Source organism: Opitutia bacterium ISCC 52 (assembly GCA_014529675.2).
Taxonomy (GTDB): Bacteria; Verrucomicrobiota; Verrucomicrobiia; order Opitutales; family UBA2995; genus UBA2995.
In genome coordinates, this window is the sequence record CP076040.1 from 3,416,207 (window position 1) to 3,441,808 (window position 25,602).

The 25,602-nt window shown below is 50.0% G+C and carries 22 protein-coding genes and 2 pseudogenes; 5 read left to right on the forward strand and 19 right to left on the reverse strand.

All coding sequences use genetic code 11. From position 1 onward, the window contains the following. Positions 1 to 130 precede the first annotated feature (130 nt). The 3 genes and pseudogenes from GA003_14535 to GA003_14545 form a co-directional block, all read right to left on the reverse strand. Complete coding sequence (locus GA003_14535) at positions 131 to 619, reverse strand: hypothetical protein (protein QXD27229.1); 489 nt, start codon at positions 617 to 619, stop codon at positions 131 to 133. A gap of 147 nt (positions 620 to 766) precedes the next feature. Then, positions 767 to 1,150, reverse strand: a complete 384-nt coding sequence (locus tag GA003_14540) for a hypothetical protein (GenBank protein QXD27230.1) — start codon at positions 1,148 to 1,150, stop codon at positions 767 to 769. Positions 1,151 to 1,181: 31 nt separating this feature from the next. After that, positions 1,182 to 2,663: pseudogene (locus tag GA003_14545) on the reverse strand (sulfatase). A 147-nt stretch (positions 2,664 to 2,810) separates the two neighbouring features. On the opposite strand from GA003_14545, the gene GA003_14550 reads away from it, so the two are divergent. Further along, positions 2,811 to 3,917 carry an aminotransferase class I/II-fold pyridoxal phosphate-dependent enzyme gene (locus tag GA003_14550; GenBank protein ID QXD27231.1) on the forward strand — a complete coding sequence of 369 codons (1,107 nt, stop codon included), beginning with the start codon at positions 2,811 to 2,813 and terminating at the stop codon, positions 3,915 to 3,917. An 81-nt stretch (positions 3,918 to 3,998) separates the two neighbouring features. Beyond that, on the forward strand, positions 3,999 to 4,916 hold the full coding sequence (locus GA003_14555; protein QXD27232.1) for a hypothetical protein: 918 nt from the start codon (positions 3,999 to 4,001) through the stop codon (positions 4,914 to 4,916). Positions 4,917 to 5,140: 224 nt separating this feature from the next. Here the strand turns inward: GA003_14555 and GA003_14560 are convergent, their stop codons facing one another. Together GA003_14560 and GA003_14565 are read right to left on the reverse strand one after the other, a co-directional pair. Further along, positions 5,141 to 6,436: a Gfo/Idh/MocA family oxidoreductase gene (locus tag GA003_14560; GenBank protein ID QXD27233.1), complete on the reverse strand. Its 1,296-nt coding sequence runs from the start codon at positions 6,434 to 6,436 to the stop codon at positions 5,141 to 5,143. Positions 6,437 to 6,507: 71 nt separating this feature from the next. Next, entirely contained in the window at positions 6,508 to 7,113 is a 606-nt protein-coding gene (locus tag GA003_14565; GenBank protein QXD27234.1) for a methyltransferase domain-containing protein, read from the reverse strand. A gap of 168 nt (positions 7,114 to 7,281) precedes the next feature. Between GA003_14565 and GA003_14570 the strand changes: the two genes are divergently transcribed. Beyond that, the gene (locus tag GA003_14570) at positions 7,282 to 8,664 is read left to right on the forward strand and encodes an amidohydrolase family protein (protein QXD27235.1); all 1,383 of its coding nucleotides are present in this window, start codon (positions 7,282 to 7,284) and stop codon (positions 8,662 to 8,664) included. A 24-nt stretch (positions 8,665 to 8,688) separates the two neighbouring features. On the opposite strand, the gene GA003_14575 is transcribed toward GA003_14570, so the two are convergent. After that, on the reverse strand, positions 8,689 to 10,293 hold the full coding sequence (locus tag GA003_14575) for a solute:sodium symporter family transporter (protein ID QXD27236.1): 1,605 nt from the start codon (positions 10,291 to 10,293) through the stop codon (positions 8,689 to 8,691). A 174-nt stretch (positions 10,294 to 10,467) separates the two neighbouring features. Here GA003_14575 and GA003_14580 point away from each other — a divergent pair, with 174 nt between their 5' ends. Further along, positions 10,468 to 11,247 (forward strand): SDR family oxidoreductase, encoded by a 780-nt coding sequence (locus tag GA003_14580; GenBank protein QXD27237.1) that lies wholly within the window; start codon positions 10,468 to 10,470, stop codon positions 11,245 to 11,247. 50 nt (positions 11,248 to 11,297) lie between these two features. Here the strand turns inward: GA003_14580 and GA003_14585 are convergent, their stop codons facing one another. From GA003_14585 to GA003_14625, 9 genes and pseudogenes are all read right to left on the reverse strand, one after another. Next, the gene (locus tag GA003_14585) at positions 11,298 to 12,017 is read right to left on the reverse strand and encodes a dienelactone hydrolase family protein (protein ID QXD27238.1); all 720 of its coding nucleotides are present in this window, start codon (positions 12,015 to 12,017) and stop codon (positions 11,298 to 11,300) included. Continuing rightward, a complete protein-coding gene (locus GA003_14590; GenBank protein QXD27239.1) occupies positions 11,920 to 12,591 on the reverse strand; it encodes a Gfo/Idh/MocA family oxidoreductase in 672 nt (223 codons plus the stop codon). The genes GA003_14585 and GA003_14590 overlap by 98 nt, the downstream gene beginning before the upstream one ends. Before the next feature lie 9 nt (positions 12,592 to 12,600). Beyond that, positions 12,601 to 12,765, reverse strand: a complete 165-nt coding sequence (locus GA003_14595; protein QXD27240.1) for a hypothetical protein — start codon at positions 12,763 to 12,765, stop codon at positions 12,601 to 12,603. A 263-nt stretch (positions 12,766 to 13,028) separates the two neighbouring features. After that, positions 13,029 to 13,940, reverse strand: a complete 912-nt coding sequence (locus GA003_14600; GenBank protein QXD27241.1) for a hypothetical protein — start codon at positions 13,938 to 13,940, stop codon at positions 13,029 to 13,031. A gap of 24 nt (positions 13,941 to 13,964) precedes the next feature. Beyond that, positions 13,965 to 15,338 (reverse strand): FAD-dependent oxidoreductase, encoded by a 1,374-nt coding sequence (locus GA003_14605; protein ID QXD27242.1) that lies wholly within the window; start codon positions 15,336 to 15,338, stop codon positions 13,965 to 13,967. 18 nt (positions 15,339 to 15,356) lie between these two features. Next, positions 15,357 to 17,156, reverse strand: a pseudogene (locus tag GA003_14610) (sulfatase). A 193-nt stretch (positions 17,157 to 17,349) separates the two neighbouring features. Further along, positions 17,350 to 17,598 carry a DUF4032 domain-containing protein gene (locus GA003_14615; GenBank protein QXD27243.1) on the reverse strand — a complete coding sequence of 83 codons (249 nt, stop codon included), beginning with the start codon at positions 17,596 to 17,598 and terminating at the stop codon, positions 17,350 to 17,352. A gap of 211 nt (positions 17,599 to 17,809) precedes the next feature. After that, positions 17,810 to 18,589: a triose-phosphate isomerase gene (locus GA003_14620; protein QXD27244.1), complete on the reverse strand. Its 780-nt coding sequence runs from the start codon at positions 18,587 to 18,589 to the stop codon at positions 17,810 to 17,812. An 18-nt stretch (positions 18,590 to 18,607) separates the two neighbouring features. Continuing rightward, complete coding sequence (locus GA003_14625; protein ID QXD27245.1) at positions 18,608 to 20,212, reverse strand: sulfatase; 1,605 nt, start codon at positions 20,210 to 20,212, stop codon at positions 18,608 to 18,610. 252 nt (positions 20,213 to 20,464) lie between these two features. On the opposite strand from GA003_14625, the gene GA003_14630 reads away from it, so the two are divergent. Then, positions 20,465 to 21,820: an immunoglobulin domain-containing protein gene (locus tag GA003_14630; GenBank protein QXD27246.1), complete on the forward strand. Its 1,356-nt coding sequence runs from the start codon at positions 20,465 to 20,467 to the stop codon at positions 21,818 to 21,820. Between the two features lie 62 nt (positions 21,821 to 21,882). Here the strand turns inward: GA003_14630 and GA003_14635 are convergent, their stop codons facing one another. The 4 genes from GA003_14635 to GA003_14650 form a co-directional block, all read right to left on the reverse strand. After that, on the reverse strand, positions 21,883 to 23,589 hold the full coding sequence (locus GA003_14635) for a sulfatase-like hydrolase/transferase (GenBank protein ID QXD27247.1): 1,707 nt from the start codon (positions 23,587 to 23,589) through the stop codon (positions 21,883 to 21,885). 46 nt (positions 23,590 to 23,635) lie between these two features. After that, positions 23,636 to 23,836 (reverse strand): hypothetical protein, encoded by a 201-nt coding sequence (locus GA003_14640; protein ID QXD27248.1) that lies wholly within the window; start codon positions 23,834 to 23,836, stop codon positions 23,636 to 23,638. Positions 23,837 to 24,031: 195 nt separating this feature from the next. Next, complete coding sequence (locus GA003_14645; GenBank protein QXD30449.1) at positions 24,032 to 24,577, reverse strand: ORF6N domain-containing protein; 546 nt, start codon at positions 24,575 to 24,577, stop codon at positions 24,032 to 24,034. A gap of 198 nt (positions 24,578 to 24,775) precedes the next feature. After that, on the reverse strand, positions 24,776 to 25,546 hold the full coding sequence (locus tag GA003_14650) for an NIPSNAP family protein (GenBank protein ID QXD27249.1): 771 nt from the start codon (positions 25,544 to 25,546) through the stop codon (positions 24,776 to 24,778). Positions 25,547 to 25,602 lie beyond the last annotated feature (56 nt).

Below are 25,602 nucleotides of genomic sequence, written 5' to 3' on the forward strand. Positions count from 1 at the left end.
AGGCAACTACTTAAAGGGATAAAGGAAGCCTAGGAGGCTGGCCTAATAAACTTACACGCTGAAATAGATATTATTCTGAAACGACAAATCGCGGGGATGAAAACTGCACGTGTAGATAGCTCAGTAGTGCTTAGATAAATATAATTAATCCACCAAACTCCAACAGCTCTTCCACCGTCGCAAAAATGGCAACGGATACATAGTCATCGTGGTAAATGTTATAAAGCTTTCCAAAAATGATCTCAAAACCAAGTGCACCTAAAACAAAAGTACCTCCAGCCAATACAAACAATTTCCGAAACCGATCAGGTAAATTCTTGAGAAAAGGAAAGTAAATGACCCCACCAAAAATCAAAAGAATACTGTGGGGAAGCACCCAAGGTGGATAAATTAATATGGGTATATTTGAGACAAATACCAAGTAGCCAATTGTTTCGTGAATAGATGACGCTTCGTCTAATGCTAAGAAAGGAAAAATTATTCCCAAAAGAGCCCATTGAAAATGGGTATTCCCTTCACGCTTATGCGCAACTATAACGAAGCAATGAGCTAAAAATAAAAGAACCAATACATAGGTCAATTTCAGTGACAAGCTTCGAGGCTGTAATTTAAATTCCACCACAATACAGATTTCGAGTTTTAGAAAGTGATCGAAATAAGACAAACTCAAAGAAAAACCTACGCTGATAAAAAAGCTCTATCAACTCCTGGCAAAGAGATAGCCACCAATAACAAAGCCAGGGACCAAAAAAGGCATCCAAGCATGCTAATTTTGAAATCGATGAATTTCTCCTCTTTCGTCTTCAACCGTTAGCTCCTTTCCCAAACGAATAACTAATCCGTCATAAGATTCCCCAGCAACTGATTCAACTACTTGGATGTATTTATCCTCACCGACGAGGTCTTCGACATGCACCTCTGTTAAACCGTTGTCCAAAAAATATTGATCCGCTGCAGACACGATCTGTCGAAAGTTGCATTGAATCGCTTTACGTTGTGATTCATGCGCGACTGAGCGAAACGCTCCCCCAATAACCAAATAGAGAAAAAAATATCCGCCAACTATCCACAGAGCAGCCAACAATACCAAAAGTATTTTTCGACCACTACTACGCTTCTTGTCGCTCGACGGTACTGGGTTTCGATTCACGTATAAGCTCCTCCGTATGCTCCAAACGGAGCTACTTCAACTTCCTCTGATACAATCGATCACCTGCCGGTCTTCTAAAAGGAACTTCAAGAGCTCCCGATGCTTCAAGCTCTTCAAAAAGTTGATCGCGCAATCGAACAATCTCTTCCTGATAAGAAGGAACATTAATCAGGTTATGACGTTCGATGGGATCCGTTTTTAAATCATAGAATGCATCGATATCCCACACGCCATGATGGTAGACGTATTTGTAGCGATCGGTACGTATGGAAAATAGCGTCGGGGTAGCGGGAAAATTCCACTCCCAGTGATATTCGTAAAGGATGTGGTCGCGCCACTTTGTATTCTTACCCTGTAAGAGCGGAATAAAACTCTGCCCATCCATCTGGCGAGCTTTGGGAAAATTCCGTGGTGAGGCCACTCCCATGGCATCTAACACCGTAGAGGCGATGTCGATATTCTGTACCATACTGGTAACTACACTCCCTGCATCGATAACTCCAGGTGCTCGAGCCAGCATCGGCACACGAATCGATGGTTCATAGGCGTCGCGTTTATCATAAAACCCGTGCTCTCCCAGATGAAATCCGTTATCCTCCATGTATAGGACGAGGGTGCTGTCGGTGAGTCCGGCTTCATCCAAGTGATCAAGGACTCGACCGACGTTTTCATCGAGCCCATGTACGGCTTCACAAAAGTCCCAATACAAGTCATCGAAATCAGGAACGGGATCGTTATCGAATGCGCCTGTCTCCATGTGATCGATTCGATGAATGGAGTATCTTCGTTCCCTCACCCAATGAGGAGCCGTGCGATAGTTGCGTTCGGTATTAGCCATGGTTTCCGGATAAGGAATCGCTTTCCCATGATAACGTCCGGCATGTCGTTCGGGAGGTTGGAAGGGATAATGAACCGCCTTATAAGACAGATAGAGGAAGAAAGGTTGATCATCCTTCTTTTCATTATCCAACCAGTTTAGCGCCTGCGTGGTTAGGATATCGGCGTTGTATCCTTCAAAGTCTTGGCGCCTCCCATTGATATTCAAAGTTGGATTAAAGTATTTCCCCTGTCCAATGAAGCTGACCCAGTGATCAAAGCCATCCCGTGGCGAATCATCGTCATGCCCCATGTGCCACTTGCCTACAAAGGCAGTTTGCACACCTGCCTCCTGCAGGTATTGAGGGAAAAACACGGTGCCCTCAGGAACCGCTCATTGATTATCAACCACACGGTGACGATGCATATACTGACAGGTCAGGATGGAGGCGCGACTGGGTGAGCATAATGAAGTGGTAACAAAGGCATTCTTTAAATGCGCTCCTTCCGAGGCCAGACGATCCAGGTTGGGCGTTTCCAACCAATCCGGGGCCTGCTCCATGAATCCCATGAGATCATAGCGGTGATCATCGCTAAGAATGAAAACCACGTTCTCGATGGCTGCCTTGGTAGATACAAGAGACAGCATCGAAATAAATACGGTGAGAAGAAAAAGTAGAATTCGCTTGGCGCTCATAAGGATCAAAAGATGCATCGTTGAGGATCGATTCATTCTTGTCGATGCTTCTAGTTCCTCAATAAAAATGTAGAAATCCTTCGCATCAAAACCGAATAAGGAAATTACGATTGATCAGGAACCAAGGGTGTCTACGTTCGCTCGGATATGACGCCCCAATTCACACAGCTCGTTGACTCTTTACCAGCCACTATTCCTTTTGTAGCTCCTGAGGCGATAGAACGGCAGGTCGGCGTCCCGATTAGGGTGAGGGTCGGCGCCAATGAAAGTGCGTTTGGGATTTCACCAAAGGCTGCACAGGCCATGAATGTAGCACTCAATCGAATCTCGCATTACAACGATCCGGAAAGTCATGACCTAAAAGAAGCCCTGGCAGAACATCACGGACTCACGGTTGGAGAAATCTGTGTAGGAGCCGGGATAGATGATTTGCTTGGTTTGGCTGTGAGGGTATTCCTTGGGGCTGGAGACACCGGCGTAGGCTCATTTGGATCGTACCCGACATTTCACTACCACGTTTCTGGATTTGGAGCTCAGTGCAAAACCGTACCTTACCTTGACACAGGCTACAATGACCTCGAAGCCTTAATTAATGCTGCCCATCAGGAGAGTGCCAAGCTCGTCTATCTGGCCAACCCAGATAATCCAGCCGGGACTTGGTTTAGCGCTGATGACCTTAATCCTTTTGTGCAACGGTTACCTGAAAACTGCGCCCTCATACTTGATGAAGCATACATCGAATTTGCCCCGGAAGGTACCGCCTTCCCAATTGAAGATCTCGATCCACGGATCATGATCATGCGAACATTCTCGAAGGCCTATGGCATGGCGGGTGCAAGAGTGGGATACACAATCGCATCACCTGAAATCATAACCGCCTTCGACAAAGTTCGCCTACACTTCAATGTCAACCTGGTAGCTCAAGCGGGTGCGTTGGGTTCACTCCAGGATCCGGGATTTGTAACCAGTGTGGTGGAAGAAGTTGAGAGAGGCCGCAATGAGTATGAGGCACTTGCTCAAAGCCTGGGCATACCCACATTACCATCCGCAACCAATTTTGTAACGTTCGATTGCGAAAACCAACCCCGAGCTCAAACAATCCTCGATGCTCTGGCTCTGCAAGGCGTATTCATTCGCAAACCGGGAGCTCCCCCACTCGACCGTTGCATTCGTATTACGGTGGGATCACCTGAGGAACGTAAAATGTTTTCAGAGGTCTTACCGAGCGTGTTGGCTCAGGTCGACAATAGTTAAGGGTCTACCTTTGACTTCATTTAAAATTGCCAGGACCAACATCGGCGGATAAGGTTGATTTCGGTTTCATCCCCAAAATCCATGAAACAATCCATTATTCCCCATCCCCTCTCTAAATCCCTCTACCGTCCATGTTTAGTTACCTGTCTGCTCATTTCATTGAGTTTTATATCACTCGAAGCAGCAAATTTCGTTAGCGTAAAAGCGTGGGCTTCTGAAGAGTACCTCAAAGAAAGGTCGAGAAACCCAAATAGTCGAATCCAGAGCTATCAGTTCATGGAGGGGCGTCGCTACATGGGAAAATCCTTAGATGCTGGCGCTCAAGAAATGACCTTTGTCGAAATAGCTACAGACCTGGCCCAACATCTGGCAAAGCAGAATTTCTATCCCGATCCGGTACTGGGTGAGGGCGATCTTCTCCTCGTTGTGAACTATGGAGCGACAACCTTTGAAGATGATATGATGGAACTACTTGGAATCACAAGCGAAGAAAGCGTTTTGGGACAAGACGTGAGTCAGGTGGATGTTTCATCCGCATCTGCAGCAGACGTAACCGCTCTCTTCGACGCCATCGATACCATAGCAGGTACTTCAAGTCTGACCGATGGATTCAACTCAGGTAACAGCATGACGCGGAAGGAAAAAGCATGGATGCTGGGCATTGATGATATCTCCGAGAAGCCAGATCACCTGAACGCGAACTATGAGTCTGAACAGATGCTTCGCGAAGCCCGGTATTTCGTAGTTGTATTGGCCTACGATTATCAACTGCTCACAAAGACGGGTGAGAAAAAGCTGCTCTGGTCCACGCGCTACAATATTCGTTCCGCTGGTCAATCCTATCAGGCCGCCATCAAAGATATGAATCTGGTTGCAGGTGACTTCTTCGGTAAGAATTTCAAAAAGCTAACCCGCAAGCGTCTAGACGATAACTCGCGAGTAGAAATGGGTGAGATCGAAGTGATCCAAGAAGAAACGTCAGACGTTCAACCGAACTAGATCAGCCTGAATATAGTGATCATTCGTGGCCGTTGCCAGGCCTTCTCCCTTGAGTCGTGAACCAAGGTTGCTACTCACTTGTAGCCACAGTGGAGACACTGTGGACCGTATGTTTCCTGAGCAGAACGCTTGGTGATTAGGCTCTAACTAACTGTAGGCACGTTCGTGTGATAGTGGATACCCTTTGCCGAATGGTCCACGCTGTATTCAGCGTCGCTACTCATTCAGTCTGAATAAATCGACCACTCATCACGCATTGGTCGCTTCAACAGGCTGTTGCCCAACTCATTGTTGGTAAACTTTTCTGCAACAGGATCAAAAGCCAGGTCTGTACCCATTTGCTCAGCGGCGATGGCTCCCATGTGACAACAAGTGGCAGAACGATGTGCTACCTCCACCGGTGCAGCAGTTGCGTGACGGCTTTTTACAGAATCGATGAAGTTCCGATGGTGATTTGTGGAAACGTAGAGGCGCTTGTCGCTGTTTTGAATCCGGGTAGTGCGTAAATTCTCCGGGCAAGTCTTAAAAACTTTGTCCTGAGTAAACACCCAACCGTCGGTACCTATAAGTTTAATGCCGAGTTTCTCAGGATCATCCGTAGAGAACATCGTCATCTTCACACCATTCTTGTAGAGGTATTCAATTCTGAATGATTCAGGAGCATCGTAGATACCTTTATATCTCCTGCCCACCTCAGTCGCTTTTACCGCGATGGGTGTGGTATGATCGCTATCATTTCCCCATTGAGCCACATCCAGGAAGTGGACACCCCAATCGGTAATGTACCCAGGCGCATACTGGTCGATCCAACGAAAATTGAAGTGGCACCTCGCGGGAGTATAAGGCGCATCGGCGGTTGGCCCTTTCCACATCTCATAGTCAAAATGATCAGGCACCGTCTCGGGTAATTCCAAACCTGTAAACCCACCACGGATACGAAACTCCCCAAGCACCCCTACTTCGATGGATTTCAGTTCGCCAATATATTCATTTTGAACCAACTCACAGGCCCAGCGGGTATAGAGTCCGGATCGACGCCAGGTTCCACATTGCAGCACCCGTTTGTTCTTTTGGACGACGTCACTCACCACACGCCCCTCCCGTATACTGGCCGCCAGGGGTTTCTCACAATAGATGTCTTTCCCTGCATTGGCAGCTGCAATGGTGATGTATGAGTGCCAGTGATCAGGCGTGGCAATCATGACGGCATCGATATCTTCACGCGCAAGCACCTGCCGAAAATCTCCATAACCGTCGGATGGTTTTAAACCGGCAATTTCAATGGCATTGGCGCGGTGCTTTTCATCCACATCACAAATCGCCACCACCTGAACCCGTTCATCCTGCAGAAAAGCTTTCAGATTGTTCGTGCCCATATTCCCGGTACCTATGCATGCCAACGTTATGCGTTCACTAGGAGCAGGACGTTCATCATCTCCCAAAACAGAAGAAGGAACGATCAACAGCCCCGATGAAAAGGCAGCTGATGTTTTTAAGAATGATCTACGGGAGGAATTCATAAGAGACACGAAACTCGCTTCCTCCTTATACAACACCCAGTAGCGCTATGAGTGAACTAAAAAAAGTAACCTCAGTTTCGCTTCTTCATCTCCACGAACCACTCCTTCCCAATCCGACCCTCAAAAGAGTCGATGGGACGTTCGATTCGCGTGATCTCAAAATACTTTTCAAAGTGATGCATGATATCTTCCTTGGTCGTTCGGAAAGGAGGTCCCTCTTCAGCATCGGTTTCATAAAATAACCCGACCAGTCGACCATCCTGCTTCAACAACTTCTGCATCACTTCGGCATAGCCAGGTCGCATTTCCAATGGAATAGCACAAAAACAAGTATGCTCCAGAACCACATCAAAGGAGTTAGCATGATCTTCAGGCAGACTGAAAATATCCCGCTGCAATGCGCTGACAGGTAAGTCCCCCATTCTGGAGCGAAGCCCTTCTATGGCTCCCTGCGCAAAATCCACAGCCGTAACTTCGTAGCCAAGACGAGCCAGAAAAAATACTTCATGCCCCAAGCCACAGCCAGGCACCAGGACCCGACTGCCTTTGCCAAACGGTTGCTCTTTCAGGAAGCTTACAAAGGACGGAGCCGGGACACCCTTGTCCCACCCCAAATCATTCTCGTCGTAGATAGCCTGCCAATAAGCAGCGTCTTTTGGCGTGTGATCTTCACTCATAGTTGTGGGAGAGATAGTAGAGCGTCTGAGGAGCAGGACAAAAGTTTTATTACAATTAGGCGTAGTATAGTTCAGAGCTCGCTCAGTTTTCATGGTAAAAGATCCAAGATATCAGATCTTCTGATACTATTCGCCCGATTCGGCACTCCCCCTGCTTGATGGCAAGACATGAACCTTAGTCGAACTTTGCGCATCCTGTTATTTCTCAGCCTGATTGTTTCCGTCTGCTTGCCTGGGTCGGGCGACACCTGGATACGCTCAAATATAATCCTAACGCTGGCCGACGGTGAAGCCGAACCTGTAGACGGATTCCTCCACATCGGTGACGATGGTACCCTCATTTCAGTCTTAGCCGGCGAGCCAAAACCAGCCACCGATGACAAGGTCGTAGATGCGACAGGAAAGATCGTCATTCCTGGCTTCCTGTCAGGCCACAATCATCTGTGGCAAAGCGCCTTCAGAGGAATCGCCTCAGATAAAGAGTTATATGGTTGGCTCGAGAACCTTCACTGGACCTACGGAGAGCATTTCCAAAAGAGGGACATGTACTACTTCACCTTATACGGTGCACTGGACCAACTGATGCATGGCATCACCACTACTTTGAATCATTCACAAAACGTTGCGCCGACCTATGAGGACTACATGGAACAATTTGAAGCGGAAATGGATGCCGGTCAGCACTTTCTATTTTCCTATATTCTGGACGCCAATGAAGATTCCCAAATCGTCAGAAAAGCTAAACTGATTGATCTGATAGACGATACCGAAGCACTGACTACCCCCCACCCTTGCCTGGACTTCGGCATTCATGGAACCGGGATGTACTTCAGTCTCGATCGTCACAAAGAGGAGATTGCCGTCGCCAAAGAACTCGGACTCGACATGCAGGTTCACTACCTGGAGGAGAAAGCTCAATCGCTGGGAGATGGCCAGGCCAAGTTCAATGACTATTTCGCAAAAGACGGTCTCTGGGATGGGCTTGTATACGCCCATTTCATCCATGTGACGGACAACATCTTGACTAGCTCCATCGATGCTGGCGCCAAAATGGTTTGGAACCCTCTTTCCAACGGGCGACTGGCATCGGGATTGGCAGACATCACCAAATATCTGGACGCCGGCTTAGCAGTAGGAATGGGCGTCGATGGGGCCGCCAGCGCAGATATCTGCGATCCATTTCAAAACATGCGGATGGGTATGTACGCTCTGAGGATGCGAGACTCCAGTGCGGATGCCATGTCCTGCTACGATATCCTCCGCCTGCACACACTGAAAACAGCAGAAGTCCTGAAGGTTGACGATCGGGTCGGAAGTTTGGAAGCAGGCAAACTGGCCGACTTTCTCATTATTGAACCTTCCACTCCCATTTTCGATCCCTACGCAACCCTCGCCATGGCGACCAGCGCCTCGGACGTCGAAAGCGTCTGGGTTCGCGGGAAACAAAAAACCCAATCAGGCAAATTGCTAACCCACGATCTTAAAGCGATCAAAACGGAAGTCTCATCCCGCGTAGCTCGGATCAAGCAGGCAGCCGATACGACTCCCTAGGCACAGACCAATTGATTCGAAAAATCAGGCCAATACAGAGAAGTCCGCCATTGAAAAGTATAGGACAAGCACGAAGACCACGATACCGATACCGACTGGTTTGGCATACTTCCAGGGCGTGAGGTCCACATCACCGGAATGCGTGTGTTCCCAATCCTGTGGAAGTGGTTTCGCTTTACTCATGATAAACTGGAAGAGCATCAGAGCCCCGAATACAAGTCCGAGGAAATGAAAGTCATGAACCTTTTGCGCAAGCCCCGTAAAAGGTGGCACGAAGTAACCCAGAATGAGCATGGAGCATCCCGCAACCAGAGCAATGTTTGCCGCCAAAGCAGAAGCTCGTTTGAAAAGGAAGCCGGCAAGTACCACAGAGAATATAGGAATGAAGTAGAGACCATTCATCTTTTGCAGGTAACCGAAGATACTCTCCTGCCCTGCCAACAGTGGCGCAGTGCACATGGCAAGGATAGCCATAAAAGTTCCAACGAGCTTTCCATTCCGTATGACTTTATCTTCGTTGGCTTCATCGTGTTTGATCCAATGCTTGTAGACTCCCAATGAAAACAAAGTAGCGGTGCTGTTCAGGGCTGAGTTAAAGGAACTCAAGATGGCACCCACCATGACGGCAGCAAAGAATCCAGCCAACCAGGATGGCAATACGTCCCGGACCAAGGTACCATAAGCTTCATCCGCTCGGAAACCCACCTGATCAGAATACAGGTGAAATGCGATGATTCCAGGAAGTACCAAAATGATGGGAGCAATGACCTTCAGGATACCAGCAATCAGGACTCCCTTTTGACCTTCCTTCAGAGACGTCGCGCCAAAGGTCCGTTGAATGATTTGCTGATTCGTCGTCCAGTAAAAGAGATTTAGCAAAAGGACTCCGGTGAACAAGGTACTGAACGGAACAGAAGATTCGCTCCCCCCGATACTGTTAAACTTCTCCGGATGGGCCTCTTTCATTTCTCCAAGCGCCTGGAAGATGCCGCCATCATTCACTGCATAGAGTCCAAAGACAGCGATCATAATTCCACCGACCAGTAATCCGAAACCATTGATCGTATCCGAGACCGCAACCGTACGTAAACCACCAAAAATCGCATAAATGGATCCCACGATTCCAATGAACCACACGGTCATCCACAGAATGGTCGAATCATTTTGAATTCCAGTAAGCTCCTTCAGGTCCAGAATCCCGGCAAGTCCGGTAGCACCGGTATAGAGAATGATGGGTAATAGAATACCCGCATAAGCTATGATGAAGATCACACTCGTGATGGACCGGGTAGTCCCATCAAACCTCCGCTCCAGAAACTCTGGAATGGTGGCAATGCCACTCCGCAAGTACTTGGGCAGAAAGTAGAGAGCCATCAAAACCAAAGAGGCCCCAGCAATCACTTCCCAGGCCATGACGGCAACACCGTCCGTGAAAGCGGCTCCATTCAAACCCACCATCTGCTCGGTGGATAGATTTGTCAGCATGAGTGAACCGGCAATAAAACCGCCAGTCAGCGTCCGCCCAGCAAGGAAGTAACCTGTAGAGGTCCCGTGGTCATCCTTGCGAGTCAACCGCCAGGTAATAAAGCCAACAAGCCCGGTAAAAAATAAGAAGGTAAGTATAGTCATAGTTTGGTTAGAGAGTCTGGGGTTTCAGCAATGTCTACCCTCCAGAGGGTTGGCCGGTCAAGGACGCGCATTTCATGACCGTCCAGTGAAACCAGCTAACATCCCCTCTTACGCATTGCCCAAGTTTTAAAACTACCTGTATCTTCACACCCAATTTCAAATTAAGATCATCCTATGCCCCAATTAAACGAAAAGAAAGCACTCGTAACAGGAGGAGGCACCGGCATTGGCCAGGCCATCGCCATCGACCTGGCTAAAGCAGGAGTCGAAGTGACCATTTGTGGTCGGCGCGCCGCGCCGTTGGAAGACACGGTAAAGCAAATTGAAGCCGAGGGCGGCAAAGCGAGGTTCCTGTTATCCGACATGGCCGATCCAGATTCCATCGAAGCGCTTGCCCAAGACGTTCTCGACGATGGCGGTGTCGACATACTCGTCAACAATGCAGGATTCAGCTCAAAGGTCCGCAGCGCGCGCTATGTCGGAGCCGAAGAGTGGCGAGCAGTCATGGACGTCAACACCATGGGCCCGGCTATGCTCACCCAACAACTTCTCGATCCCATGATCGAAAAAAAGAGTGGCGATGTGGTTTTGATTTGTTCGATGGCCGCCATCACACCAAGCCCGGTCGCAGGTGCCGCCTACAGCTCAGCTAAGACTGCAGCTAAAGCCTATATGAACGTGCTGCAACAGGAGGTGAAGCCATTCGGTATTCGTTGCCTGACAGTGTGCCCTGCCGAGGTGGATACACCCATCCTGAAAAAACGGGCCCGGGTACCCAACGAGGAAGATCGGCAAACTATGATCCAACCGGAAGATGTATCCGCCGCTGTTCTCATGACTGTATCCCTACCCCATCGAACCACCGTTTCAGAAATCGCCATCGCCACCACCATCAAACGCGACATGACCGCCGACCTGGAAGCGGCGTTAACCAAACAAACACCAGAAGACTGATTCGATCGTGACTTGCACCATCTGGCAATTTCCACTTTTAATACAGCTTCTCAGAATTTAGGCTCCGTCCAATCTAAGTGCTCGTGGAGAAAACGAAAGGTGCCCTCCCCATTAATGGTATGCGGACCGTTAAAGAATTCGATGTCCGTACGCTCAGGAATACCTAGTTCAGCGTAAAGGCGACGAACCTTGGCGTATTCGTAAGCAACCCACTCATCCGGCGCCACCTGATCATAGTGGCCTCGTTCGACCATAAAAGGTCTTGGAGCCATCATGGCCGCCAACTCGGCGTCGCCAAACTCCTTGAGCAAACCCATGACATTTCGATAAATCGGTTCCTGCCAAAGGCCTTCTCGTTTCCCGAAGTAGCCACCGACCAGGGTGGAATCAATGCGCGTATCCAAAGCACCACTATACAAGGCCAGCATGCCTCCTTCTCCATAACCGAAGACACCAATATTGAGATCGCTCCCAACGGATCCTGCCGAATACCAATCCACTAATCCAAGGATTTTTTGCAGCTCGTAACCCATTAGATGACGTCCCATCTCAAAGGCCTGGCGGTAAATCCACTCTCGATGAGGTTGGTTGGTGAAGTAGTTGAGCGATTCGTTCCCCGACCAGGTATCATCGCGACTGATCAAAGCAGGCACAACGACCTCATAACCCTGCTCAGCTAAGCGTCGGGCAAACTGATTCTTTGATGGTAACCCGGGAGCCAATCCAGCCACCATCTCCGGGGTTTGATCGGCATCCGAAATGGCAATCACAAAGCCTTTGATGCGCTCCATCATCTGCCAAATCACCCCCTGAGTAATTCCAGAAATGATGCCATCCACCTTTATAGATATTGCGATGCCAATCACGGAACTCCGCCGGTCCATGCCATTCGTTCCAGTCAAAGTCTCGTGGTTGATCGCCTGCATCACCCAGGGTAAACGGACCTCTCGGTTTCAGGTTGTACACTTTCACAAGCCGTATGTCCCCCAGCTTTCCTCCTCTAATGTAATCGAGTGCGGCATGATTATAGGGAGCACTACGATTTCGCGTACCCACCTGAAGGATACGATTCGTCATTTTTGCAACTTTGGCCATTTGCTGGCTTTCCCAAATATTGTGCGCGTGAGGTTTCTCTACATAGACATCTTTCCCGGCCTGCATAGCCAAAATCGCGGCCGGGCCATGCCAGTGATCCGGCGTGGCAATAATGACCGCATCGATACTGGCGTCATCAAACACCTGACTCATCCTACTCATGGCCTTGGGTTTCTTCTTATAATACGGAGCCAGGAACGCCGCTACTTCATCAATCTTGGCTGGATTTAGATCACAGAGGGCGACCAACTCACCCCCCTATTGAATCATATTGTAGCTTACGACCCTTCCTCGACCCCCACAACCAATCGAGGCAAAGCGCACGCGCTCATTGGCTCCAAGGACCTGAGACCAGGCAGAAGTGCTAAAGGTAAAGGCCGGTGCTGAGGCCGCAGCCGCAGCTATAAAAGTTCGCCGATTCATGTGCTTATTTTTCATGGGGTATATCTAGGGCTTATTAATGACTGATAGAGCTAAACAAAGATACAAATCCTCATTTACCTTCCTCGATCTATTTAGAAGTGTTCAGTTCTCATAGACCTCTTAAATATAAACTTCGATTCTCGGTTGTAGGCAATATGAAATCAACCATCGCCCGTGAACTGAATAGAAAATAGTGAAACGAATGAGGGGAATCGCATCTTAACCCCTGAAAGTTGAAGCGATGAAAACACGAATTAATACACTCAGCGCTCAATCGTTAGAAGCGCGCTATCGATCAGCTTCAGGGAACTGGTCAGGGTTCCGTCAGGATAGTAGGCATACCAGGCTTCTTCATCGGGATCGTATTTGGAATAGCCTACGATATCGAGTACCTGAAAGGACTTGGGAAACTGGTTGTCGATCTCCACTTTGTAGATCACTGAGGGTTGATCGGCATGGAACTCATTGCCGTCTTCAGCTTCATTAACTTCAATGACCAGGTAGAACGGTTCCGTATTTCTCTCGGGTAAAATGTAATCGGCAGGATCAAAGGAACTGTTGGGTGTCGCACGTGCCATGGCATGGAATTCATCTTCTCCCAATTCTTTGGCTTCCTCCCATTCCAGTTTCGCGTCTTCATACTCTTCTACTTTCCACCCCCAGTAAGGAAGCTCTTCGATCGATTCACTGCTATGGAGCGTCTTTATGTGATAAGACGATTGGTTTTCGAGCCAGATGGCTATGCTGGGGGGAGCCTCGCCATCATAACCGTCGCCGGCCCTGACATCCAGCTGGAGCTTGTAGTTGGGAGCGGGTGTGTAGTTATAGAGCATCCCATCGTCTCTCATTTCAAAACGATCGAGGGCGGCTCCCACATTCTGACTTAAGCCCTGAATCATCTGGATCGGTTTAGGGCGTCTCAAAAAAAGCGTAACCAACAAAACCGTAATGAGCAGAGAAGGGATGACATACCGAGCTTTAAAGCTTCTCCGCATGCCTCTGAAGTTTTGTTTCACATGGCCAACCACCAGACCAATCAGAACGAATCCCATAAGCGCATGCAGCCCGACCACCAAAATCGAAAACGGCTGAAAAAAGGCCAGCAAGCCGGATACGGATGTGACCACAAAGGTCATCGCCGCCAGCAGGATTACGATTTTATGCTTCGTGTTCAAACGATTGCGGAGAACGACCTCTTCTTAGACGAGCGGTACCACCGCGTTATGAGCTTTTAAATTCTGACGGATATCCGCAAGAGCCACGTTTGCAGGTGAGGTTTTCTTGCTCGCTGCCAAAACTGCCGCGACGGCTGCCGCCTGCCCCATCCCCATACAGGAGGCCTGGACACGTGCCGCCGAGTTGGCCAATCGATCACTCGATAGGCAGCGCCCGGCCACCATAATATTTTTCGAGCCCTTCGGAATGAGGGCCCCTCTCGGAATAGTCGGCACCGTACCGTGAGAAAGCGGCTTAGGTTTCACCCCATGCTCGTCGTGTAAATCGATCGGGTAGAAGGAATAACTCAGGGCGTCATCAAAAACTCTGCCCGAGGTGTAATCGTTCACCGTCACCGTCTTCTCTCCTACAATGCGGTAGGTTTCACGGCTGGCGGTTTCGTTCATCATCCTATCGATGGTTGCGTTTTCGCCCCCGGGTATAGTCTTCATGAACTTGAGCATGCGCAGGACGTGCTTACGACCGGCCAAATTGGTTTGGGTTTGTGTGGCGGCGGTGGAGGAGTCGGCGCCGAAGATGTGGTTGCTGCCACTCCCTCCCCTGATCGGCGCCATCGCATTGCCTCTCCAGGTATCCCCTTTCTGAAGCCTGCCGTCTTCGATAGCCTCATCATACATTTTCTGGATGAGAGCCGCGTTCTCTTTAATGACCTCATGGTCAAAGCCCTTGAAGACAACCATTTGCGTTCCTGGCTGGCGAACATCGCTCCACATTCGCTCAAGGCCCAGCATGTCGACAACCGAAGCACTACCCGTGCAGTCAATGATTTGGCGACAGCGCAATTGGTACTGTACCCCTTGCCCCACTACATCAACCAGCCAGCCACCTTCGGTTTTCTCGATCTTTTGAGGGAATTGATAGTAAGCCAGCGAAACTCCGGCTTCCAAACAGGCCTCCTCCGCGAGCAAGGCATACAGGTGTGCGTTAATGCGAACTTGGTGCTGTGGATGACTTTTTGGTACTTTGGAAAAATTCGGAAGTTCTTTCCCATCGATCTCCACCGATTTCGCAACCAGCTCCCAACCGATTCCAGCAATGTATTGCTTTCCCCAGGCATGAAAAAGACCGGGAAAATTAACCCCACCCGTAGTGGTGGTTCCACCCAGTTGCGAGTTGCGCTCCAGCAACACGGTTTTCGCTCCCAGACGGCCCGCTTGAATAGCGGCCACATGACCGGCAGAGCCACCACCCACGACCAACACATCCACATCCAGAACATCCGGGCTTTTCGGATCCACAGAAGGCAGATTCTGAGCACTTGCTTTATGCACCAGGCCGGAGGCTGCTAAAATGGCAGTGCCTGCTATCTGGCGTTTAATAAACTGACGACGATCCATAGGGTATAAAAATTAAGATTACTGATGCATGCTTAGCTTAAATCGATCGATCTGCAATTGTTGTTTCGGGACCCTGGACATAAGGCGGATGAGCTTGAGTCCTGGTTGATCAAACCTAACCACCCCGACCGAAACGTCTTTGAGGCCACCGCTGGCGGGCTCAACCGTGCCGACTGTTTTCATTGGATATCCGGTGTCCGCCTGAGCGGCGGCGTTCTCCACAGTGTCAACCAGCACAGACGTCGTCCCACCCACTGAGAGGGTCGCCGCCAGCTCGTAAGCTCCGGGCTTTTGAATATCCAATACAAAATCAATATAGCTACCGGCACCCTTGTTCAGGTCGGCGCATACGGCTTTCCCCTGGGATGCTTCGGAGTGGTCCAGCGGGTAGTGAAAGTTGCCGCGCTGCCCGAAGTCGGACGAGGTTTGATGAGGTAGGTTCTCCGCTTCCAACCAGCCCTCGGCGTTGGGTTCAGACTGTCTAAGGCTAAGGTGTTCGCCCAGTTTTGCGATGACGCCTTCGTATTCAGGTTTGTCGGCTAAGTTGGTGAATTCGTGTGGGTCGCTGTCGAGATGGTAGAGTTCGGTCTCTCCGGTCGCGAAACGAGTCATGCGATAGTCATTGCTCAAAACCACGTCGTAGCGGATCCCCTCCTCTTCGCTCGACATGAGGACGGGCTTGTCCCAATCGGCCTGGGGATTTTGGAGCAAGGGAACCAGACTGTTGCCGTCGAGCGACTGCGGTGGTGCGGGGAGATTCAAAAGGTCGACCAAGGTGGGATAGAGGTCCAACAAGGATACGGCCTTGTTGCAAAATGCCCCTTCGGCAAGACCCGGACCAGCGATCATAAGGTTTACTCGCGCGGAGTCGTACCAAGGCTTCATTTTCGACCAGCCTTCTTTTTCGCTCAGCTGATAGCCATGGTCGCTCCAAAGGATGACATAGCCGCTCTCAGCGTGAGGGCTTGCATACCAGGCTTAGAGAATGCGGCCAACCTGTTCGTCAACAAAACTGACGCAGGCGAGGTAGGCCCGGACCTTTTCCCGGTCATAGCCCTTGGCCACGAGCATCTCGTGATATCCGGGACCGAACTTGGCGGGGGCGCGAGCCATGGTTGTGAAACGTTCTGGCAGATCGGCCAAATCATCCTCCTGGCGTTCGGGCATAAGCAGGCTTTCGAGCGGATGGCGATCGAAGTATTCCTGAGGCACGACCCAAGGCACGTGGGGACGATAGATTCCAAGGGCGAGGAAGAGCCCGACGCGATTCGATTCAAGAGCCTCGATCTCTTGGCTAACCGATAGGTAGTCGGGCATCTCATGAGTGGGAACGGATGCCACGCCCCATCTGCCGGATGGATTGAGGTTACGGTAGGTTTCCGGGATTGGCTTTGGCTCTTTGCTGCGGCGTGTGTACTCGTCGAACTCGGCTTGGTCGCCGTTGTGAAAATTCTTTCCGATCCCAACACTCTTCCATCCGCCTGCGCTTAAGAATTTGGGCAGGGTGATTGCATCGGGGACATAGCTTCGCCAAGGTCTACCCCAATTCCAATTGGACTTCGCTCCCATTCGCACGGGATGCAGACCCGAGAAGATTGAAGTCCGGGAGGGAAAGCAAACGGGCGAGGAACAAATGGCCCGAGTGAAGGTAATGCTGCGAGATTCAAAGCCTTCGAGGTTCGGCGTGATCGCTTGCGGGTGGCCATCGAGTACGCTATTCCAGTCGTTCCAATCGTCGATATTTAGAAATAGCACACTGGGTCGCTCTGCACTGGCCGCTTGCACTGATTGGGCCGAAAAAATGCCAACGAGAAGGATTAAAAGCCCTGTTATGTATGTCACCGATTTCAATGAGTGGGAATGTAGGGTTATGGTTAATCGTTGTTATCCTCGCAGGAAAGATGGTCAAATGTGAAGGGAAAAGGTTATTAAATGAAAACTATAGAAGTGTTACCTACCGTGTCTCGCCGAAACGAGTGAAGGCGGATGTCTTTGGATAATAGTCACCTTTCTATTCCTCTCCCCCGAACGTCTTCCGGGAGCCTGATGGATTGAGATTTCGAGCGTTACGCCAACTTATCCGGTGGTTGCGAACCCAATCAAGCAGTGCAGCTTCAAAGCCGATGTCTTCACCCATGCGCTCAGATTCCAACCACTTGTGTCTTAATACCTCTTCTCTCTCTGCCAGAAATTCCTGATATAGACTGGAGCGCTTAACAATCTCACTTTTGTCATGGGAACTGGAATTTAAAGTCATCATGTTAAAAGAAGCAAAAGCCCTCCCTGTACCCCTACAGTTGAGGGCTTTTGATTTTCACTCTACAAACTAGAACAACATGAAGGAACTACCTTCTAATAGTAAGACGAATGAGAGGCGGGATTCCTCTAAAGGATAATGCAAAAAAGTTTCATAGATGCTTGGCGACTTGGAAAAGAATAGGGAAAGACGGCCGTCTAAACACACAAAGGCCTCAAATCAGATCAAAAGCCTTACCCACAATTTTTGCAATACTGGCGAACTCCTTAGCGTCACGACTTTTTCGTCCAGCGCCTAAACCATCGATATCGGGGGTCGATAGCAACCAGGCCGCATTGTCGGGGAAGACCGCTCCGCCATAGATCATGGGGATAGGTTGAATCGCTTCTTCTCCGAATCGCTCGATCATCCAATTCCGCATAAAGGTTGCACGCTCAGCGATGTATTCAGGAGGAGCCGGTTCGTCAGCGCCGATAGCCCACTCCGGTTCGTATACCATCATGGCGGTGGCAATCTGTTCGGCGGTGACTCCGGCAAGCATGGTTTCCATACGATCGACCAGGTCGTTAGCTGGAGTGCCCTTATCGGTCTCCGATTCGCCCACCAGGATGATCGGACGCATGCCGCTCTTGAATACGGCATGCAGCTCGCGGTTTAACTCCTCGTCCGACTTGTTCATCCGCACCTTCATTTCCCAGTGACCTACCATACACCAAACGCATCCGGCGTCGGCTAGAAGTTCAGCAGAAATTTCACCGCTGTGTTCCGGATCGGGAAAGGCTGAGGAGTTCTGAGCTCCAGGATCAACCATCGGAAGATCCTGGAGCGCTTCAGCCAAGGTCGACATGGCAGTAGCCGGAGCACAAAGAATTACCTGCATCTTACCAATCAGGTCTCCCATTTCTTCTTCAAATTCCTGGGCGAAAGCACGACACTGGTCCAGGGTCATGGCCATCTTCCAATTGGCAACGGCAAGGTGAGGTCTTATAGGCATGTTTGTTGGTTTTGGGCGTTAACGACGCACTCTGACGCGAGGTTTGCTTGGGTCGGAGTACGGGAGGTAATCAAAGCTGTCCGTCAACCGGGGATCGTTGGTGGCGAGCATCACTGCATCCACTCGCTGTCTCAGTTTTTTCAATACGTTAGCTTTTGAAGGATCCTCAGCGAGGTTGTTCAGTTGGTCGGGGTCGTTTTTTATATCGTAGAGTTCTTCAGCTGGCCGTTTACCGAAGGCGAGTTCGAAGTGATCATCCGGATAGGTGAACAGGTAGGCTTTGGTCAGGCTGGCATCCAGATCGGTCGTAGTAACGGCCGTCTGCGTATGCAGCTCGTCGTAGGAGGGCTTCTGATCGGTATTCCAGCTAAAGGGATCTCCCAGTGGCCAGCGGTTAGGCTTAAAGTTTTTGATATAGAGGTAGTCTTTATTGCGCAAGGCTCGCATGGGGTATGGTAGATTACCGTCTCGTGCACTGTGGTAATGGCGCTCCCGACCTATAATGACGTGGTCTCGGGTGGGATCCACCCAGCCACTTTCCTGGCTCTTGATTTGTTCGAAAAAACTGCGGCCCGTCATACTTTCGGGAATGTCTGCTCCTGCCAGCTCAAGCAGGGTTGGCCCCAGGTCCATCAGGCTGACAAAGTCCTCTACCGTGCGGCCCGGCCTTATATGCCCCGGCCATCGCATGAGTAAGGGTGCCTGGATCCCCAGATCGTAACACTCGGTTTTACCGCGCGGAACTCCAGGGATGCCATGATCGCCTGAGAGTATGATCAAAGTGTTATCCAGTTCACCCGATGCCTCCAATTCTTCCAGCATTACACCGAGCATCAGGTCCAAGGCCAGGACTTCTCCCAGATAGTCGGCAAAGTCGCGCCGAATGTCATCCACATCGGGCAGAAATTTAGGAATGAGCCCTTTCAGATCATCCGGGTTGATGCCCCACAGGTTCTCTCCTGAATCGGCAACATAGGGACGGTGCACATTGATCGGACCGAACACAAAGAAGAAGGGTTTCCCTTCGGGTGTGCCCAGGAGTGCTTTCTTTATTTCATGGCGGGTGCGCTCAATCACATAGTCATGGCGTTTCTGCCTTTCGGCTTCATCGGTGGCCTCCCCCACATACAATCCGTATCTGGGAAACTTGTCCTGGTGGACCGGCAGAGATCGTTGTTTGCCAGACGTCTTGGTCGGAGTGAAAGCAAAGGTCTTTCCGGAGCGCGCTGTGTGGTAGCCAGAATCGGTCAGGCCATCCACAAATTTAGGCAGTCTGGAGAATGGATTGTTGTCTGCCGTCCAGCTACTGCCGCCCGCATTCAGGAAGGCGCCTGAACCACAATTCCAGAAATAACGGCCCGTCGCCAAGGAAGACCGGCAAGGATTACAGGACGCGACCGGGACAAAGGCATTTTCAAACACCAAGCCTTCACGGCCAATACGATCGATATGGGGTGTCTCGATCACATCGTTCATGGAGGGCTTATCGGGATCGGCATAAATGCTCGCATACCTCCCCCAGTCATCGGCGAAGAAGAAGAGGATGTTCGGCTTGCTTTCAGCCAACAACCTGAGAGGTGAACAAAACAGAAACGTTAGGAGAATCAATACAGCGAATCGCATAGGACTAAGTTCTAGCTTTCTCTGGAATGCGGCAAGTGTGGTTTTAAAGGTCCATTCCGAAATAGAAGAACCGTATATCCGTAACGGGATCGATATGGTAGTTGAGCCACCCGACACCTGGTGTTTCGCTGGTACGCGGGAAGACGAGTTTCCAGTTTCCGCCGCGCACAGCCTGCAGATGAGATCAGGCAAATGGGGCACCCAATCAACCGAACAAAGAGCCTTGGAATTTGGGAGTAAACAGTCTGTATCTTGAATACATCTAATATGGGTAACCATTGTCCGAAATTATTAAGTCCCTCGCGGAAGAGCCTCCATTTCCTGATCCTCCTGGTTTGGGCGCCACTGCTCTATGCCCAACCTAGTATCAGTACCCAACCGATTTCACAGCGAATACCTGAAGGATCATCTGTTACTTTTTCGGTGACGGCCGACGACTCCAATCCCATTAGCTTTCAATGGCGCAAGAATGGAATCAACCTGGAAGGCGAAACGGATGGACAACTGCAGCTAACGAATATTCAGAAGGAAGACGTCGGTTGGTACGATGTGGTAGCTACCGATCCCACAGGGTCTACCACGAGTAACCGGGCTGGCCTATCCGCAATCATCGATATCGATCCGCCCTTCGATCCCAGCATGACCTTGGCATCCGAGAATGGCGACTTGACCTTGTCCTGGGAAGGGGAAGGCGTGCTGGAAATGTCCGATGATCTGACAGAGGATTCCTGGGAATCAGTTAGCGAATCCAGTCCAAGTAAAATCAATCCCGCGAGTGAAGATCATGCATTTTACCGGCTTCGGAATCCACAGCCCCGATCGGTTCCGATCACATTGCCTCCCGGTTATGATGGGGAATCCTTACTGCCCATGATCGTAATGCTACATGGCTATTCGGAGTTTCCGAATTACATCAATGGCTACATGAAGATTCACGCCCAGGCAGCGAACTATGACCTCATTTACGCCTCGCCCGATGGAATCAGGGGGCCGGGCGGGAATAATTTCTGGGATGCTACCGATGCCTGCTGCAACTTTGTTAACTCAGAGGCCGACGACGTCGCCTTCCTCCATTCATTCGTTGTCGAGGCGATGAATACGCTGTCGGTGGATCCCAATCGCATTTATTTTGCAGGGCATTCAAACGGTGGATTTATGTCCTACCGCATGGCCTGTGAGTACCCCAACCTCGTTGCAGGTATTGCCAGCCTCGCAGGGGCCACCTTTAGAAATGCGGATGATTGCACGCCATCCGAACCCGTTAACATTCTCCAGATCCATGGCACCGCCGACTTCGTGATTCGTTACAATGGTGGAAGCACGGGGCGATCCCCCTACCCTGGCGCACTGCAAACCATCCAAACCTGGGGAACCTACAACGGCTGCGAAAATTTGATAAGTGATGCGACAGCAAGCCTGGATCTGGATTTTAACCTAGGGGGGCTCGACACCACGGTTACGAAATTTACGGACTATCCTCCAGGAGGTGCGGTGGAGCTTTGGACGATCAATAACGGAGGTCACAGCCCAAGTATCACAGCCGGACAAAATATAAGCGAATTCCCGGTCAGAGTCATTGAATGGCTACTCGCCCACCCCAAACCCTGAGCTGGTTCCGAGACCGTCCAAGGGAGCAGGACTACGCAAGGATCGCATGAGAGTTGAATAACTCAATTAGCAGAACGGGCTGCTTTCCGCCGTTCGCGTTCGGCCTTTCGAGAGGCTCTGCTATCGGTTTTCTCGTGGGGCAACTTGGCTGCTTCTGGAAGGGTCACTGTTTTGCCCTGTATCTTTAAGGTTTTCACAAGCGCAATTTGCTCATCCACCATTCCACCCGGCCGGGCGTTCCCTCCGGGAACAAATTCTCCGAAGGGCCGACCCATTTTCACAAGGTCCGCTTTTAACAGCCTACGCATGGTATTTAGCTGGGAACGATAGCGAAGATCTTCAGCCAGATTATTAAGTTCCTCCGGATCGGCCTTCAGATCGTAAAGCTGGTCGCCATCCCAAAACCCTGGACGATCCGCACCACGCACACCAATACCCAGGCGACCAATATAGGATAAGGCTCTTGGTAGATTTTCTAAACTGGATTGCTTGATCACTTTGATCTGCTCCTCGGTATAGCGCACGGCTGCGTATTTCCAGCGCTTGGTCGCTACGCCTCGTGCATAGCCCATTTCCAGATATACATGATCACGGCCTTTTGCGTTTTCTTCCCCACGCAAAATCGGAAGGAAACTGTTTCCATCCATACGATAGGCATCCGGGGCACGAACTCCGGCCGCATCGAAAACGGTCGGTACCCAATCCACATTCTGAACCATTTCATGGCTTACCGCGTTGGCAGGAGTTTTTGCAGGCCAGCGAGCAATCATTGGAACGTTAAGTCCATCAGCGGCGTAAACGGATCCTTTACCACGTCGTCCATGATCGGGAGCAAACAGGACCAGCGTATTATCATCGATGCCGAGCTGTTTCAGCTTTTTGAATACAGCACCAATGGCATCGTCTATCCACGCCTCTCCGGCGGTCTTACTATTGGGATCAAACCCGGCTGCCTCTACTTGCGCCAACAATTCCTTCCGGGGCGTCATTACTTGGGGTAGTGAAGATAAGCTTCCCTCGCCCGAGGAAGTAGGAAAGTCCATCGACTTGCGCCATGACCCTTCGCCTCCATGCAGGAGTGTTGTGCAATAATGTAAATAGAACGGACGGCCTTGGTTCTCTTCGATAAATTCCAAAGCCGCTTCCGTGGTCCACTCTGGATTGTGATGATTGTAAGGCGAACCCATGTTGCCGCGATAAGTATGCTTTACCCATGAAAATCCCAAACTCCGGATATAGCGGCGCATGATTTGTTCATTGTGAGCAAATATCGCCGTTGTTTCCGCGTTATCTTCCAATCCTCGTTTCGGGAACTTTCGAAACCCATCCTTTCCTTGATAGAATTCCGGAAAATCCTCCTCCGACTCGATGTGGTACTTGCCCACCCAACCGGTTTGATAACCTGCATCGCTTAACACCTTCCCGACATTCATGCCATCGGGCTCAATCGCCAGGTTGAAGCTGGGATGACCTTGCTGATCAGGACCACCAACAGCTTCTTCATAATGCTTACTGTAGGAATTCCCTGCGTAACGTCCGGTGGCAAAACTGTAACGAGAGGGTGTGCATACTCCACTACTTACATAGGCCTGGGTGAACTTCATCCCTTCTGTCGCCATTCTATCCAGGTGAGGAGTATAAGTGTCACCACCGAAGGCCCCGATACTGGACCAATCCTGGTCGTCGATGAGTATGAGAATAATATTCGGTCGATCATCGGCTACCACGATCGAACCCAGGAAAAGACTGAGAATTAGAAGATACTTCATAGGGATAACTTTATGGATCGGATTCAGTCCACTAAGATCATAGCTATCAAATCAATAAATCGGGGACAATCAAAGGCGTCGGCCGAGCCGAATCGGCGACTGCAAAGCCTTGAGGCTCGGGCCTGGCAATCTTTCCCCGCCTGACAATCCCCATGTCATCTTCGGCCTGTGCCTCGTGGAAGGCCGCAGGATCTGGCGGACACCAGCCGTGCAGTGTGCCCTCGTAGACTTCGATTTCCGCAGTCACACCGGCGGCATCGAAGGTATTGTTCTACATCCTTATTGGTAAGTTCGTCACACATGGAGAAATCTGGTTCGGGTGGTTATCTCTGATTGAAAATGCAATGTATCCTATTTGATTCGAGGCGAGTGAAAGGAGCAAGGCTAGAGAAGGTTAGGCTCCTGCGAACGTTACGAGTATTAAAGTAAGTTCTCAAAGTATCTATTTCTTTTGTGACGCTTTGCGTTTGTACTTCGCTTTAGGTTCTTTAGTCCGAAACCCAATCCGTTTATTACGTTCGTCAGTAGAAGGCGCAATCAACGGTAATAGTTTCTGGTATATGTCCCAAAGAGTATTGTCATGCTCCAACAACGTTTTTTCAACCTCGGCCAATCTATTGAGAATCGCGGCGTTGGCGGTTATTTGCTCCCTCATCTCAACAAAGGTACGGATCACATAAACACTCATTGCAACCGCCTCATTTGAATTTAAAATGGTAGCGGCCATAAGAGCACCATGCTCTGTAAATACCCATGGTGGCGTGCGCCTTCCACCGTGACGACTTGATGTCACAGATTGTGATATCAAGTTTCTAAACTGTTCATGGGTAAGTTGAAACGCAAACTCCTTCGGGAATCTTTGAATGTTCCTTTTAACCGCCTGATTGAACGCTCCGGTTCGAACGCCATAGACGTTTGCGAGATCGCTATCTATTACAACAGGTAGTCCACGAACGGTGTAGATTTCAGGTTGTTGATAGGTCTGCAAAAGCTGAGAGGACTTCTTCTTAGATCCCACACCATTAGTTTACTGTCTCGTACTGCTATCGCTCAAGCTCATGTTCTTAAAAGATTTTAAGGTCACAAATTGTGATCTTAAACTGTCCACACAAAATTGAAGCGCTGAGATGGGGAATGGGGGAAGATTGCTTTATTTGAAGCGTTTCGAAAATACCTAGAGCGCCCGTCACTTCATGGCGGAAAAGTCAGTCGGAACGATCAACTCGCCTGTCACTCCTCCTTCGATCACCATTCTGCCACCCGCACGCTCTACGGACGCAGCGGCAGCCGTCTTCCAGTCTTCATCTGCCCGCTGACCTGCGAAGGCCACTTCGCGCCCTTCTTCACTTTCGTGAGCCACAATATAGATTAACGTGCTTGTTCCGCCCTCCTGATCAGGCATCGGATGGAAATAGGCGATATTCTCAATTCCATGTTTCTCAAATAGACCAATCGTATGGTCTTGAAAACGAGCATCCAGATGACGCCGCATGCCCTCGTTGCAGATATAGGTCCGAAGCTCGAATAGACGCTCAGGAGAGGCCTGGATTTTCTTGATCGGCATTGAATATCCGGTCGTCTGCATAAACACAGCGTCTATCTTTTTGATCAGCCTTCCGTTTACTGACGATGCCTTGGCAGCCGCCTTCCAATCGGGATCGGCTTGAAAGGATTTCCACATCGACTCCTGATCCAGCCTACTCGGGAAAGCGATAATGTAGATCAACTTGTTCTCCGGATTGTCTTTTGGAACCCAGTATCCGACATTCTCTATGCCGTGCTTCGCAAACAATGCGGTGGTATGATCCCGGAACCGAGCTACCAAGTCGTCTAGTTTGCCCTCATTCGCATAGTAGGTTCGCAATTCGTAAACACGCGTGTCATGAGCCTGAACAGACGTCAAAGAGATGAGATTAAGTAACAGGACGATAAACGAGAAGAGAGAAATGAGTTTCATGATACCATGGAAGATTACGTCGCCAATATTGCGAGCAAATTTGAACCGCTAAGTTA

Bases quoted from the DNA above. Each gene is read 5' to 3' on its own strand.
- GA003_14565 (QXD27234.1), bottom strand. From the start codon at position 7,113: ATGAGTGAAGATCACACGCCAAAAGACGCTGCTTATTGGCAGGCTATC.
- GA003_14595 (QXD27240.1), bottom strand. From the start codon at position 12,765: ATGAATCGGCGAACTTTTATAGCTGCGGCTGCGGCCTCAGCACCGGCC.
- GA003_14615 (QXD27243.1), bottom strand. From the start codon at position 17,598: ATGATGACTTTAAATTCCAGTTCCCATGACAAAAGTGAGATTGTTAAG.
- GA003_14570 (QXD27235.1), top strand. From the start codon at position 7,282: ATGAACCTTAGTCGAACTTTGCGCATCCTGTTATTTCTCAGCCTGATT.
- GA003_14555 (QXD27232.1), top strand. From the start codon at position 3,999: ATGAAACAATCCATTATTCCCCATCCCCTCTCTAAATCCCTCTACCGT.
- GA003_14605 (QXD27242.1), bottom strand. From the start codon at position 15,338: ATGGATCGTCGTCAGTTTATTAAACGCCAGATAGCAGGCACTGCCATT.
- GA003_14650 (QXD27249.1), bottom strand. From the start codon at position 25,546: ATGAAACTCATTTCTCTCTTCTCGTTTATCGTCCTGTTACTTAATCTC.
- GA003_14575 (QXD27236.1), bottom strand. From the start codon at position 10,293: ATGACTATACTTACCTTCTTATTTTTTACCGGGCTTGTTGGCTTTATT.
- GA003_14625 (QXD27245.1), bottom strand. From the start codon at position 20,212: ATGCGATTCGCTGTATTGATTCTCCTAACGTTTCTGTTTTGTTCACCT.
- GA003_14635 (QXD27247.1), bottom strand. From the start codon at position 23,589: ATGAAGTATCTTCTAATTCTCAGTCTTTTCCTGGGTTCGATCGTGGTA.
- GA003_14560 (QXD27233.1), bottom strand. From the start codon at position 6,436: ATGAATTCCTCCCGTAGATCATTCTTAAAAACATCAGCTGCCTTTTCA.
- GA003_14620 (QXD27244.1), bottom strand. From the start codon at position 18,589: ATGCCTATAAGACCTCACCTTGCCGTTGCCAATTGGAAGATGGCCATG.
- GA003_14580 (QXD27237.1), top strand. From the start codon at position 10,468: ATGCCCCAATTAAACGAAAAGAAAGCACTCGTAACAGGAGGAGGCACC.
- GA003_14550 (QXD27231.1), top strand. From the start codon at position 2,811: ATGACGCCCCAATTCACACAGCTCGTTGACTCTTTACCAGCCACTATT.